At 34.5% G+C, this 14980-nt stretch carries 10 protein-coding genes; 6 read left to right on the top strand and 4 right to left on the bottom strand.

Annotated features, from left to right (window positions below):
* Positions 1-205 precede the first annotated feature (205 nt).
* Positions 206-916, top strand: a complete 711-nt coding sequence (locus VB776_RS05845) for a pseudouridine synthase (RefSeq protein WP_323326942.1) — start codon at positions 206-208, stop codon at positions 914-916.
* Positions 917-922: 6 nt separating this feature from the next.
* Here the strand turns inward: VB776_RS05845 and VB776_RS05840 are convergent, their stop codons facing one another.
* The gene (locus VB776_RS05840; protein WP_323326940.1) at positions 923-1630 is read right to left on the bottom strand and encodes a hypothetical protein; all 708 of its coding nucleotides are present in this window, start codon (positions 1628-1630) and stop codon (positions 923-925) included.
* Positions 1631-1860: 230 nt separating this feature from the next.
* On the opposite strand from VB776_RS05840, the gene VB776_RS05835 reads away from it, so the two are divergent.
* The 3 genes from VB776_RS05835 (at position 1861) to rpsJ (ending at position 3711) form a co-directional block, all read left to right on the top strand.
* Positions 1861-2694 (top strand): helix-turn-helix domain-containing protein, encoded by an 834-nt coding sequence (locus VB776_RS05835; protein ID WP_323326938.1) that lies wholly within the window; start codon positions 1861-1863, stop codon positions 2692-2694.
* 86 nt (positions 2695-2780) lie between these two features.
* Complete coding sequence (locus tag VB776_RS05830) at positions 2781-3284, top strand: SgcJ/EcaC family oxidoreductase (protein ID WP_323326936.1); 504 nt, start codon at positions 2781-2783, stop codon at positions 3282-3284.
* Between the two features lie 121 nt (positions 3285-3405).
* Complete coding sequence (gene rpsJ, locus VB776_RS05825) at positions 3406-3711, top strand: 30S ribosomal protein S10 (RefSeq protein ID WP_184135098.1); 306 nt, start codon at positions 3406-3408, stop codon at positions 3709-3711.
* A 174-nt stretch (positions 3712-3885) separates the two neighbouring features.
* Here rpsJ and VB776_RS05820 read toward each other — a convergent pair whose 3' ends face one another.
* Together VB776_RS05820 and VB776_RS05815 are read right to left on the bottom strand one after the other, a co-directional pair.
* Entirely contained in the window at positions 3886-5610 is a 1725-nt protein-coding gene (locus VB776_RS05820) for a M3 family oligoendopeptidase (protein ID WP_323326934.1), read from the bottom strand.
* 37 nt (positions 5611-5647) lie between these two features.
* The gene (locus VB776_RS05815; protein WP_323326932.1) at positions 5648-7609 is read right to left on the bottom strand and encodes an ATP-binding protein; all 1962 of its coding nucleotides are present in this window, start codon (positions 7607-7609) and stop codon (positions 5648-5650) included.
* A 121-nt stretch (positions 7610-7730) separates the two neighbouring features.
* Between VB776_RS05815 and recQ the strand changes: the two genes are divergently transcribed.
* Positions 7731-9875 (top strand): DNA helicase RecQ, encoded by a 2145-nt coding sequence (gene recQ, locus VB776_RS05810; RefSeq protein WP_323326930.1) that lies wholly within the window; start codon positions 7731-7733, stop codon positions 9873-9875.
* Positions 9876-10512: 637 nt separating this feature from the next.
* Positions 10513-13392, top strand: coding sequence for a PAS domain S-box protein (locus VB776_RS05805; protein WP_323326928.1), 2880 nt, complete (start codon positions 10513-10515; stop codon positions 13390-13392).
* 60 nt (positions 13393-13452) lie between these two features.
* Here VB776_RS05805 and VB776_RS05800 read toward each other — a convergent pair whose 3' ends face one another.
* Complete coding sequence (locus tag VB776_RS05800) at positions 13453-14976, bottom strand: ATP-binding protein (RefSeq protein ID WP_323326926.1); 1524 nt, start codon at positions 14974-14976, stop codon at positions 13453-13455.
* Between the last annotated feature and the right edge of the window lie 4 nt (positions 14977-14980).

The raw sequence follows: 14980 nt of genomic DNA, 5'->3' as shown, positions 1-14980 counted from the left end.
CTATCAAATTTTTGCTTCTCTTGAAATTACAGAATTTATGTAAGAAGACAAAATAAGTTCCCTCGTAAAAACGACATGATTGTATAGATTCAATTACTTTGTAACAGTACCGAAATTTATAATTCATAACTCATCATTCATAATTAGCATAAGCTTTCAACAAAAGCGTCGTAAATTGCAGAAGTATTTTGTAATCTTATTCTGAATGTCCCAAGAATTTCCGCCACTTCCAATACTTTTTCAAGACGAACATTTTGTTGCTATTAACAAACCGCATAATTTATTAGTCCATCGTTCTTCTATCGCTGCCGATGAAAGTGTTTTTGCCTTACAATTACTCCGTGACCAGTTGAATTGTTGGGTAAGTCCATGCCATAGATTAGATCGCAAAACTTCGGGCGTTTTACTTTTTGCTCTTTCTTCCGAAGCCGACAAAGAAGTAAAAAAGCAATTTGAAGCACACACCATTCAGAAAAAATACTTGGCTTTGGTAAGAGGTTATTTGCCAGCATCGGGTATGACCGACCGACCATTGGAGCGAGAAAAAGGAGGTTTTCAAGATGCGATTACGCACTTTAAATGTTTACAACAAGTAGAACTCCAGATAGAAGTAAGTCGTTATCCAACTTCAAGATATTCTTTAGCAGAAATCTCGCCCGAAACAGGTAGAATGCACCAAATCAGAAGGCATTTTGCACAATTGAGGCATTATTTAATTGGTGATAAAACCTACGGCGAATGCAAACATAATAAAATGTTTGAAGAGAAATTTGATTTACACACCATGCTTTTACATGCCAAAGAATTAGTTTTTGAACATCCTTTTACCAAAGAAAGTACCCGAATTATTGCTCCGATGAACGAAGAATTTATCCGAGTACTTTCTGAAATTGGGATGAATACAGCAGAACTGTAAGAAAATTTAGATGTTACCGCTTACTTCTTGAACTGTTGCAGCCAAACGAGTGTAGTACAAAGTCGTGGTAGCTTCAAAGCCTGAATCTGTTCCCAAAATCAGCCAAAGGTTTCCATTTGCATCAGTTTTACCAGTAGCTACTCCTGTTTTTCTAATTAATTTGTACTCGCTTTTATCTGTACCATTCGCAATATTACCATAAACTTTCATATCATCTCCATTAGTAGCTTGTTGCATTTTTTTAATATTCATGGTATAATGCTTCGAAGTACTGTCAAGTATTTTTTTAGGTTCAATTGTCGTAAAACCTAAACCAAAATAAACACTCTCACCAGGTGCACCACCCACACCAACAGCATTTGAAGGAGCATTAGAGGCAAGTTCTACTTCGAAGCTAATCGTATATTTTTGATTAGCTTTCAGCCCTGAATACTTTCGGCTCAAGAACATAAACAAGTCGTCACTGTGGTTATTGCCAGAAATTCTAAGTGCTTTTTTAGTAGTATCCAAAGGCATTGGCAACTTGGCTTGACTGTACTTTAATTCGTAAAAATTCTCTTCACCAACTGGATAATCAGCGAAGTCCCCCTTCCAACCTTCTATAGAAGTATTGAAGTTTTCATTGATATAAAACGTCGGAATGTAAGGTGTACTTTCCAATGCACATGAAGATAGAATAGAGGCTACGAATAAACTTAAAATGATTTTTTTCATGATATTTTTTTAAAGTTTGTTTCACCAATGACCCTCCTCTTGTTAAAATAGTTGGAAAATATTTTTATCTTTTTTTGAAAAAATTAACTATCTTTATGATAATCAACAATATACAGAATATTAAATTTCATACTTATACTGAATTATTGACAAGCGTCATTCACTGTTCAGTAAATACTTTTAGAGTAGTAATGTCATATTGAATCTGATTATTCTTTCAAAATAAAGGTATGTTTTACAAGGTTTTTCAGCCACATCCAGCTCTGCGAGAGTTTGTCAATAACATCATGGTTTTTCAATTAGACATTCCTCTACATGAAAAACCACCTACGATTTCGTTTCCTCCTTTGGCCGAACAATGCCTTTATTTTTATCCTTTTGAAGTACCAGAAAGTGAATATTTAACCAGCCAGAAAAAGGTAATTCTCCCACAAAGTATTCTGGTTGGTCCGCAAGTAAATCGGATAAAATTGAAAATGCCTCATCGGAATTTTACAATTAAAGTAGGTTTTCAGCCGGGCGGATTATATCGTTTATTAGGGATACCTATGACCGAAATGATTATGGATGAATCTTTAGAAAGCGCTTATTTTTTAGACAAAAATATCAAATTCATAATTGAACAATTACAAGAAACGACTTCTTTAGAAAAGTCGCTCGAAATTGTTCAAAACTTCCTTTTGAGCAAGTTGAAAGTACTAAAACCTAAACTTCCGCTGGATGATGTATTACCGCTAATAAGTAAAAGTGGAGGTTTGGTAAATATTGATACAGTAGCTTCGCAAGCTTGTGTGTGTACTCGCCAGTTAGAACGTTTGTTTTTACAACGCTTGGGACTTCAACCCAAATTTTTCGCCCGAATGACACGCTTCGCAAAGGCTTGGACATTAAAAGAAAAATTTCCTGATAGCAAATGGACAACAATTGCTTACGAATGTGGCTATTTTGACCAAATGCACTTAATTCGAGACTTTAAAGCTTTCTGTGGAATCTCGCCTTCCGTTATCGAAGATGAATTCAAAAATTCTCCATACTATCTCGGAAGTCAATTTTATGACGATTAACTTATCGCCAAAGATGTCGCATTTGTACTATTCTTAGGCAAAGCCTCAGCCTAATTTTGTAATCATAAACTTAAAAAAACATGATTATGAAATCTTTACTCCTCTCCTTTTTCTGGGTTACAAGCCTATCTTCTGGCTTTGCTCAAGACCATTCACAAGACAAAATGGCTATCGAAAAACAAGTCGATGCCGTAATTAATAGTTGGAATAATCACAATTACGACGACATGAAAGAGTATGCTACCGAAGATGCCGACTGGGTAAATGTGGTAGGGATGTGGTGGAAAAACCGAAAAGAAGTACAATATGCCCATCAGGTTTTTCATAAAGTAATGTTTCAGAACACACCTTTGAGCAAAACAAGTGTACATACCCGATTTATTACCAACGACGTAGCGGTTGTTCATCTCTATTGGCACATGGGAGCTTATACTTCGCCCAATGGTAATTACTACAAAGAAGCAGAAAACTTAGCCTTGATGGTTTTTGTGAATAAAGCTGGAAAATGGCTTTTAACTTCAGCAGAAAATGTAGTTATCAACAAAGCCGCACAACAAAGTAATCCTATTAATAAAATGCCTAAAGAATAATTCAGAATATTTTTTACCCTTATCGTTCTGAATATTAATAAATTCACTAATTTTGCAGTCCCGAAAATGAAGCTAATGGTACTTTCGTTACGGGAATTACAAATTTTAACGTACCAATACAATGAATCAAAAAATCAGAATCAAATTGAAGTCATTTGACCACACTTTAGTGGACAAATCGGCTGAGAAAATCGTGAAAGCGGTTAAAGCTACAGGTGCAGTAGTTTCAGGTCCAATTCCTTTGCCTACTAAAATTGAGAAATTCACAGTTTTGCGTTCACCACACGTAAACAAAAAAGCTCGTGAGCAATTCCAATTATGTACTTATAAGCGTTTAATTGACATTTTCTCATCATCTCCAAAAACAGTTGATGCGTTAATGAAATTAGAATTGCCTTCAGGTGTTGATGTTGAAATCAAGGTGTAGTTTTCCTTGCTTAGAACATAAAAAAATCCCTTTTAACGTTGTTAGAAGGGATTTTTTAGTTTATAAGTACTTTCGTACAAGTTATCAGTTATCTGAAATCCGTTAATCGTTTGTCTTTCAATAAGCTGATAATATTAATATTCCAGAAACTTTTTGAAAAATACTTTAAGGTGCTTATTTCTTCAAAATCGCTAATTCAGCTTGAACGAAATTCATTAGTGAAGCAATATGTTCTTTCGAGAAATCAAAAGGAATATTGGCTGCCGCATAAATTTCTTTCATCGGTTTGGTATAACCCAATTTCAAAGCGTTTAAATAACCTTCCAAACCTTTTTGTGGATTTTCTTTATAATTTTTCCATACGCCAATCGCTCCTAATTGAGCAATTCCATATTCGATATAATAGAAGGGTAATTCAAAAATATGCAATTGACGATGCCACATCCAAGATTTATAATCCTCTAAACCAGACCAATCCGTTACTGAATCTGCAAATTTCTCATAAATACTTAGCCAAGCCGCTGTGCGTTCTTCTACGCTATGCGTTGGGTTTTCGTAAATCCAATGTTGGAATTTATCCACCGTCGCTACCCACGGAAGTGTACTGAGAATATCTTCTAAATGTTGAATTTTAGCACGTTTCAATTCCTCTTCGTTATCAAAATACACGTTCCAGAAATCCATCGAAATCAATTCCATCGACATCGAAGCCAATTCTGCTACTTCCGAAGGAAAATTACGGAAAGTATTCAACATCAAATCTTTCGTTACGATTGAATGCACCGCATGACCGCCCTCGTGAAGCATCGTAATTACATCACGCATCAGCGACGAAGCATTCATAAAAATGAATGGGAAACCTGTTTCTTCCAAAGGATAATTGTATCCGCCAGGAGCTTTGCCTACTCTTGATTCCAAATCCAAACGACCCATTTCTTTCATAATACTTAGGCATTCGCCTAAAAATGGGTCTAATTGGGTGAAACATTCAATGGTTTTGTTCAATAAATCTTCGCCACCATTGAAGGGATGCAAAGCCGCACGACCTTGTGCATCCACAGATTTATCCCACGGACGTAGCTCACTTACTTGTAAAGCATTTTTACGCTCAGTCGCTACATTATTTAAAATTGGAACAATGGTTTCAGCCACCGCTTCGTGGAAATTGAAACAATCGGCAGGAGTATAATCAAAGCGTTTTAAAGCGGCAAAAGAGTAATCACGGTAATTTTCAAAACCTGCATTCAAAGCAATCTGATGACGCAAAGCTGTCAGTTTATTGAAAATTTCGTCCATCTTTTCATGGTCTTGAAAACGACGTTCCTGAATTTTTCTATAAACAGATTCTCTTAAAGTACGGTCGGTATTTTCCAAGAAAACACCTGCTTGTTGAAGTGTTTTAGTTTGCCCGTCCAATTCAACCGTCATTGCTCCTACCGTTGCTTGGTATTGGCTTGACAGATTTTGGATTTCGGTAAAAAGAGCAATGTTTTCATTTCTAAAAATCTCAGTCGATTTTTTCATTCCTCTAATCGTGATGTCAAAACCAGTTTCGGTTAATTCATCCAAGAACGGACTTTCAAGTGTTTTTTTGTTTAAAACATCATCGTATTCAGCCAAATGTGGTTGAATTTCCGTCACAAATTGGTCAAAATGAGCTTTAATTTCCTTATCGCCCGTATCGCAAGTCATTTTGATATAACGCCAAGCGAAGTTTTCCGAAAGGTAACTTTCTAATTCAGAGCGGTCGGTAAAAAATTTGCGTAAATCGTCCACGTTATCAATAGAACGTTCTACCAAATTATCGAATAAAGGTTTTACACTTTCCCAAGTGCTTAATTGAAAATCAGCCGCCAAAAACTTACGAACTGGCGGATTAATGTTTATTGTTTTTGTCATTATATTTTAATCAAAGAAGTCTTAATACATAATTTTCTTAAAAAGATTTTTTATTCGGTTTTTTTGATACTTTCTTCATACTTTCAAGAAATTTTATATCCTTGTCAATAAAGGATTTCTCAGTAAGACTTTCAGCATTATTCATAGCAAATAATAAATCACGTTCTGCCTCATCTAATAACTGTCGACACATTTCCCATGCTCTTGCCTTTGTTTTAGGGTTACTTTGATGATCTTTAGCAGTATTAATACATTTCTTCGCTAAGTCCATTTTTGAAGTAGCTCTTTTTTCTAATAGTGTAGTATTGTTAGTTAAATTAGGATATTTATTTATTGCATCACTTACAAACTTCACAACATCTTCTGGCTCTCCAATTTTTTTGAGGCTTACAACAGCTTTTATAATTTGACTTTCTTCAATTTTGCCAGACAATGCAACTGATAATGCTCGATTAGCAACTGCCTGATATTGAATATTATCTCTATCATAACTTAAAATCTCTGCAATATTTATTAATGTATTAGGATTTACAGAATAGAAATCTACTTTTTTAGTTTCTAAGAGGTTGAATAAATCTTGAGGTTGTCTAAGCTTAGTAATTATTTCACAATAAAGGTCAATAGTCCTAAAATTATATAAATCCTTATCTAATAATGTTAATACTTGTTCTTTAGCTTCTTGATACTTTTCTAAAATTATTTTATCCTGTATCTCTTGTTGTTCTCTAATAATTTGATGTCGAGGATGTGCAGGAAGAATACAAGTAACATTCTCAGGTTCAATTTCAAATATAGGCTCAGGGCACCCCTCCTCTTTCATCGTTCTAAAAATAGTGGGAATTCCTTGTCCTTCTGACTGAGCTAACTGTAATTTATTAAATAAATAAGCAAAACTTTGATTTCTCCATTTAGGGCTTGCTTTTCCTTTCAAAAACTTTTCTTTATCAACTCCCCAATGAAGTGAGCCTGCAGATTTGATTTCAATTCTATCAGTAAATACAGTAATACGAATTGGTTCAGGAATTTCATAGTCTCGATGTACGATAGCATTAACTACAGCCTCTTGCAAGGCTCTCATTGGATATTTTACCTGATTAGGCTTATGGCTTGTTTTATCGAAAGCTGTATAAGATTGTGTGTTTAAGAGTTCAATAGTTTTTTTTGCTTGCTCAATAATATTGCCAGTCAGAGTATATCTTTCAGCAGTAGGTTCACTTCTATCAACTCCTTTATAAATTGAAAAAATAGTATATGCTTCTGGATAAAATACTGTAATACTATGTTTCTTTCCAAATATGAGTACTGTAAAATTCCTTGGTCTAAGTATATTATCCAAGTTGATTTTTGCAAATAATGGCACAACTAATTCTGCAATTTGCTCTCTATCTGAAAAATAATCTTCTAAAGATTTTTCAGGAGAAAGAAGACTCATTTCTTGTAAAATGTCTCGAAAAAAAAGAATATCAATGTCTGCTTGAGTAGCAATTGGGTTTACTCTTTTATCAAAATACTCTAATTTCTGTTTCTTAATAAGTAGCTGAGCAAGTACACCATTTCTTGCTTCTTTTGTTTCTCTACTGATACGAACATAGTAATTGGAAGTCGTCCCATCTCTGTAACTATGCGCCTCAGAAGTAGCAAGAATCACAAAAACCAACACTTTGGTACTGGCATCAAATGGATTGTTGATTTCGTGAACAATCGGAGCAATCGTGGGACTAACATAATCTCTGCAATGTTGAGTTACTTTACCTTCTATTTCCTTTAATTTATTAGCTGATAGACCTGTATATTGAACTTTAGGAAAACCATATTCGTCTTTTGTTTCTTTTGCCCCACAAACGACATAACCTCCTCCAAAATTTGATATATCATTAGCAAAAGCTGAAATAGTTTTAACAATACTATTTACAATATTGACATTATCTCCATTTTCTTTCCATTCTACTCTTTCACTTTCACGAGTAGAAAGCTCTTTTAAATCAATATTAAAATTCATGAGAATGATTATTTATTTAATATGCTTTTATATAAAATATTATCAAATGTAATAGATAGGCCTTAGTTTTGCCTAAAAAGTTAAATGAAAATTGTAATTTCGTTTAAACTTCTTATACTTCATGTCACTCACCAAAGAACAAATCTTAAAACAATATTACGGCTACAATGCCTTTCGTCCATTACAAGCTGAAATTATCGACTGGGTACTTTACGGGCAAGATGCTATGGTGTTGATGCCAACGGGTGGTGGGAAATCACTTTGCTTTCAAATTCCAGCTTTGGTGATGCAAGGTTTAACGCTGGTAATTTCACCATTAATTGCCCTGATGCACGACCAAGTGCAAGCCCTAAAAGCGAACGGCATTGCGGCAGAGTATGTTAATTCTTCCCTTACTTCTCAGGAACAAAGTACCATAGAACGCCAATGCAGAAATGGTGAACTAAAACTTTTATATATTTCGCCTGAAAAACTTTTTACGCAAGGATATTTAGAGTGGATACTTTCGCTTAATATCAGTCTTTTTGCCGTTGATGAATCGCATTGTGTTTCTACTTGGGGACATGATTTCAGACCAGAATATACAAAATTGAGTGTTTTGAAGAAAGCACTTCCAAACGTTCCGATGATTGCTTTAACGGCTACTGCTGACAAAGTAACTCGTAAAGATATTCTGACACAACTGGGAATTCCAGAGGCTAAAATATTTATTTCATCTTTTGATAGACCCAACCTTTCGCTTTCCGTACAAGCGGGGCGAAATCGTATTAAAATCATTCAAAATTTCATTACTGAGCGTCCTCGACAATGTGGAATTATTTACTGTTTGAGTCGAAAAAATACCGAAACCGTAGCTGAAGCTCTTCGGAAAGTAGGCATCAATGCCAAGTATTATCATGCTGGAATGCCAGCACAAGAACGTTCAGAAGTACAAAATCAATTTATTCAAGATGATATTCAGGTAATTGTAGCCACAATTGCCTTCGGAATGGGTATTGATAAATCGAATGTGCGTTGGGTAATTCATTATTCGATGCCCTCGAATGTAGAAAGTTTTTATCAAGAAATTGGTCGTGCTGGGCGTGATGGCGTAAAATCAGACACTTTGCTTTTTTATACTTACAATGACTTATTGGTCAGAAAAGATATGATTGCAAATTCTGAACTTCCTGCGGAAATGAAAGAAGTACAAGTAGCCAAACTCGACCGTATGAAGCAGTACTCCGAAGCAGAAATTTGTCGCAGACGCATCCTTTTGAGCTATTTTAACGAAGAGGTTACAAACGACTGTGGTAATTGCGATGTTTGTAAAAATCCGCCCATCCGTTTTGATGCTACGCTGATTGCCCAAAAAGCCCTTTCAGCCATTGCCAGAACTGGTGAAAATGTTGCGATGAGTATGTTGATTGATATTCTGAGAGGTTCGAACAATAGACGAATCATTGAACATAAGTATCACGAAATCAAAACCTTTGGTGCTGGGAAAGAATTAAAAGCAGACGAATGGGCAGACTATTTACAGCAAATGTTGAATTCGGGCGTGATGGATATTGCTTACGACGAAGCCCATGCTTACAAGCTCAATAATGCTTCTTGGGCAATTTTAAAGGAAGGCAGAAAAGTACAGTTGGTGCGTTACCGACCTTTTGAAGAAAAACAAGCCGAACGTGAAGCCAATATTCCGAAAGAAAAATCGAAAAGAGAAATCATTAAAGATGAACTTTTTGAACGCCTGCGAGTACTCAGAAAACAAATTGCTGATGAAAAAAATATTCCGCCATTTGTGGTTTTCTCGGATGCGACACTTTCGGACATGGCACAAAAAAAGCCTTTGAATCAATTAGAAATGTTCAACGTTTCGGGCGTTGGTGAACAAAAGTATCGACAATTCGGAGAAGTATTTTTAAAAGAAATCAGAGATTTTCTGAGAACAATTCCGAAAGGAAGTACATCAACTGGCATTGATACTTTTCATTATACTTTTCAGTTATACAAAGAAGGCTTGTCAGTAGAAGAAATTGCAGAACAGCGAAATTTGAATCCAGTCACGATTTTTTCACACCTTGCAAAATTGTATGAAGACGGCGAAGATATTAATATTTCAGCATTTATAACTGAAACAGAATACCAACAGATTATTGGAGCCGCAAAAATAATGAATGTAAAAAAAGGAGATCCTATCAAGCCACTCTTTGAAGCCATGGATGCTAGGTTCGAATACCATAAAATCAGAATTGCTCTTTTAATTGCAGAAAAGAAAAAATAAAACTTTAATATTTTATTTATACAATTATTGTTGCTACACATTTTTTTTGATAAAATTTTGCTAAATTTCATCAAATTTTTAACATAATAAAACCATTGATATTTAACTTGAACCTTTTTCAAATAATCTCGAAGATTCACGAACAACAAGTGTTTCACTCTTAATCCTAAATTAGATTTCGTTATTTCACGTTTTCAATTTTTGAAAGCAATTTAAAGCAAAGCAAGCAAGATTTACTTATTTGAATTATCATCATTTTATAAAAACAAAACAGCATTGATGTACTTGCTTAATTCGGTAAAATGCGAAATATTCTCACAATTTATCTTCCTACAAAAGCTTCAATTAATTATAAAATGTAGAAAACATGAATGGGTATTGAACTGGCTATATCCACAAGCCATTTTTACTCCTGAATATTTTATTAAAATAGATATCTTTTGACCCCAAATATTGAGTACTAAAAAGCATTAATCATTTATAATTCATTATAAAAATTGAGTAAAAGCTTCAACTTGTAGCCTAAGTAAAGAAAAGTATCAGAAAAATCATCAAAATGATATTTTGGAATAATTTATGATGAGTTGATACTTAATAAGTAAGTTGAGGTAAAACTTTTGATTGTGTAAAAATTAATATGGAAGAAATAGAAAAGCTCAAACGCCAAATAGAGCTAGAAAAACAAGCTCATCAGCAAACCGAGATTATCTTGGAAAAAAAGGCTTTGGAACTCTACGAGACCAGCGAACAATTGCAAATGCTCAACGAAAATCTTGAACAACAAGTAAAAAGTTCTGTTGATGAACTAAAAAAGACTGAAAAAAGATATCGCCACTTAATAGAATCTGTTCAAGATATTATTTATAAAATTTCTACTGATGGCATTTTTACTTATGTCAATCCAGTTATCAAAGAAAGATTAGGCTTTTCTGAAGAAGAAATTATTGGTCGTCACTTCTCTACTTTAGTTTTACCAAGCTATCAGGAAGCACTCATTAATTTTTATGCGGAAATGGTTCAGAATAAGGAAGAAAGTACTTATAATGAATTTCCAATTAAAGCTAAAAACGGTAATCTTGTTTGGATTGGGCAGAATGTACGACGCATCGAAAACGATGACGAGTCTATTGAATTGGTAGCAGTTGCCCGTGACATTACTGAACGCAAAAAAACAGAAGATACTCTTAGAGCTACTCAAGCAAGATTTAGCAATTTTATTTCTAATCTTCAAAAAGGAATACTTGTTGAAGACGAAAATCGTACCATCATTTTAGTCAATCAGCTTTTTTGTGATTTATTTGCAATCAATTTATCTCCTTCCGACCTTATTGGGATGAATTGTGTTTCATTAGCTGACGAAATTCAAGGGCACTTCAAAGACCCTGAAAATTTCATTAGCAGAGTAACTGAAGTGCTAGAAAAAAGAGAAATTGTTGTTGATGAACGACTTGAGATGGTCGATGGTAGAATATTTGAAAGAGACTATATTCCAATTTTTATTGAAGGACAATACAGAGGTCATTTATATAATTTTTCAGATGTAACAGATAAACATTTTGCTCATGAGCGTCTTCGTAAAAGCGAAGAAAAGTACAGAGGTATTTTGGATAATATGGAACTCGGCTTATTGGAAGTTGACAAAAACCATAAAATTCTAAGAGCTTACGATCGTTTCTGCGAAATGTTGGGCTACACCAATGAAGAACTTGTAGGGCAGAACGCCAAAGAATTATTTTTACCCGAAGACGAAAAAGGGAAAGTAAACGAAAAGCAAGAAGAACGTGAAAAAGGAGAAGCAAGCTCTTATGAGCTATGCTTAATTAAAAAAGACGGTACTCCTATTTGGGTATTAATCAGTGGTGCTCCTATTATAGACGAAAACGGTGTTACCGTCGCCTCAATGGGTATTCATTATGACATCACTGAGAGAAAATTACTAGAACAAGAACTAGAAAAAGCGAAAGAAGTTGCAGAAGAAGCCAGACAGGCTGAAAAGCAATTCTTGGCAAACATGAGTCATGAGATTCGTACTCCGCTGAATGCTATTATTGGGATGACACACTTGATGTTTGATACTCGTCCAACAAATGAACAATTTGAATACTTGGACATCTTGAAAACATCAGCTGACTTTTTACACAGTCTTATTTCAGATTTACTTGATATGGCAAAGATAGAAGCAGGACGAATAGAAATTCACAAGCATCCGTTCGATTTGGTTGGTTTGCTACGCACAATTCAAAGAGTTTTCCAGATAAAACTGGATAGTAGCCCTGTTGAAATTAATCTTTTGACGGATGTCAAAATCACTGGTAATTATTTAGGAGATGATTTACTCCTAAACCAAATCTTGTTGAATATTATAGGCAATGCTGAAAAGTTTACAGAACATGGCAGTATTGATGTAATGGTTAAGCTTTTAAAAGAAGAAGATGAAACTTGCTGGATTGAATTCAAAGTTTCAGATACAGGTATCGGAATTCCAGCAGATAAATTGGATTTAATCTTCCAAAAATTCAAACAAGTAGATTCAGAACAAGGTCATAAACATAAAGGAACTGGGCTAGGACTTGCCATTACCAAGCAATTAGTTGAGCTTCAAGGCGGTAGCATTCTTGTAAAAAGTAGAGAAGGTGATGGTACTACTTTCACGGTTACGTTGCCTTTCCAAAGGTCTAAGAATGAAGTCGTTAAAAATAACCATGTAATTAAAGAGGCTGACCGTAGCTTAGAATCTTGCAAAATACTTGTTGCAGAAGATAATGCGATGAACCAAAAATACATCAGCAGTTTATTAAACAAATGGCATTTTACTTATACAATAGCTTCTGATGGTAAAAAAGCAGTCGATAAAGCATCAAAAGAACGTTTTGATATTATTTTGATGGACATCCAAATGCCAAATATGGATGGATATGAAGCGACAATTACGATACGAAATACCAAAAATCCGAATCAAAATACGCCAATTATCGCTCTGACGGCATCTGCCATGCTCGACCAAAAGAATAAGGCATTTGAAGTTGGAATGGATAATTTCGTTACTAAACCATTTTCACCTAACCATTTATTAAGTGTTATTCAGAATTATGTAAATACGAAATCTGAATATGCTGTAATGGTTCCAGATGAAGAAAATACTGCTACGAAAACTTACGAAAACAATATTTTCCTTGATAATGAACGACTAACCGACCTTTATGGTGATGACAGAGAATATGCTGCTGATATTTTTCAGACTTTCCTAGATGATGTTTTGCCTGATTTTCAAGAAATATCTAACTTAATTCATCAACAAAATTGGGAAGCCCTAAGAAAGCTGGCACATAAACTAAAACCAACATTAGGAATGGTTGGGCTTACAGAACTGGAGCAATCATTAATTGGCATTGAAAATCGAGCAAAAGAAAAACCAGAGTATGAAAGTTTACAATACATGTGGAGCTTATTTCAAGTAAAATTAGCCGAAAGTGTTCCTGTGCTGAGAGCAGAATTAGACAAATTATTAGCACAATAAAATTAAAAGGCTCAACGAAAAATTCGTTGAGCCTTTTAATTTTATTAGTATTTCTATTATCTATCGATAACTATATTTTGCAATTTTTTGGAATAATTCATTGGGGTTGAAAGGCTTGGTTACATAATCGTTCATCCCAACTAAAAATGCTCTGTCTTGATTATTGAGTGTTGCAGAGGCTGTCAAAGCAATAATTGGAGTATCTGTATCTGTTTCTCTGATTCTTGCTGTAGCCGTGTAACCATCTAATACTGGCATCTGAATATCCATCAAAATCACATCGTATTTTCCTCTTTCGTATTTATCCAAAGCGATTTGCCCATTTTCGGCTACATCAATTACAATTTGCCAACGCTCCAAGAATTTGGTAGCAACTTTGATATTCATTGGATAATCTTCTACCAAAAGTACTTTTACGCCTTTCAGCGTATTCTCATTCAATAATTCTGTGTGTGCTTCGTTTACTTTCGTTCTTAATTCTGTTCCTATTTCAAGGTCTAAAGTAAAGTAAAATGTTGAACCTTTACCTTCTTCACTTTCAAGATGAATATCACTTCCGTGCAACTGCAACAAACTTCTTGTGATGACAAGCCCAAGACCAGTACCACCAAACTGACGAGTAGTTTCTGAATTCGCCTGCGTAAATTTATCAAAAATCATCGCCTGTTTATCTAAAGGAATACCTATTCCAGTATCAATAACAGAGATGTCAATTGTAACATGAGTTGCAGTACGGCGGCGTTGAGAAAGTTCTATCGTAATACTTCCATTTTTGGTGAATTTTACCGCATTTGAAATTAAATTTGTGATAATTTGCCCCAATCGCAAGGCATCGCCAATCAAAACATTTGGTACATCATCATCAATCATTAATCTCACTTTATTCCCTTTCTCCTCAGCCTTTATTTGATTAGCCTTCTTGATGTTTGAAACCAATTGTTTAATGTCGAATGGCACTCTTTCAAGCTCAACTTTTCCTGCTTCAATTTTACTGAAATCTAAAATATCGTTGATAAGTACGTGCAAATTATTCGTTGAGAATTGAAGGATTTTCAAATTCTCAGCCAATGAATCTGATACTTCTTCTTGTTGCATCAAATAAGTAAGCCCCACAATGGCATTTAGAGGCGTGCGAATTTCATGACTCATCATTGAAAGAAATTCCGATTTTGCCTGAGTAGCTGCTTCTGCTAATTCTTTTGATTTTCTTAAATCTGCTTCAAGCTGCTTGCGATTATCAATTTGAACTTTCAAGAAATCCATCAATCCTAACATATCATCAGGATTTAAAGGTTTTTCTTCTGTTTCTTCACTTACCTCTAAAGAATAAATCGCTTCAATCAATTTTTCTACAGAAAGACGTCTCTGTTTGATTTCATCTTTGAGCTTATTATTGATTTCGGCATAATCTCTTTCATTCAATTGAGATGAATGTTCAAACAGTTCCTTATCTCTATCAAAGCTCAAGTAAGATTCATTAACTGCTTTAATAAAATTTTGAAAATTTTCATTTTCCAGACATTCGTCTGTCAAATGTTTTTTGATTTGCTTGGCAAGTAATCTGTGAAATGTTGTATTATTCATTCTA

This window comes from Arcicella gelida (assembly GCF_034931025.1).
Taxonomy (GTDB): Bacteria; Bacteroidota; Bacteroidia; order Cytophagales; family Spirosomataceae; genus Arcicella; species Arcicella gelida.
The sequence above is the reverse complement of the archived record's forward strand: the minus strand, read 5'-3'. Positions and strand labels throughout refer to the sequence as shown.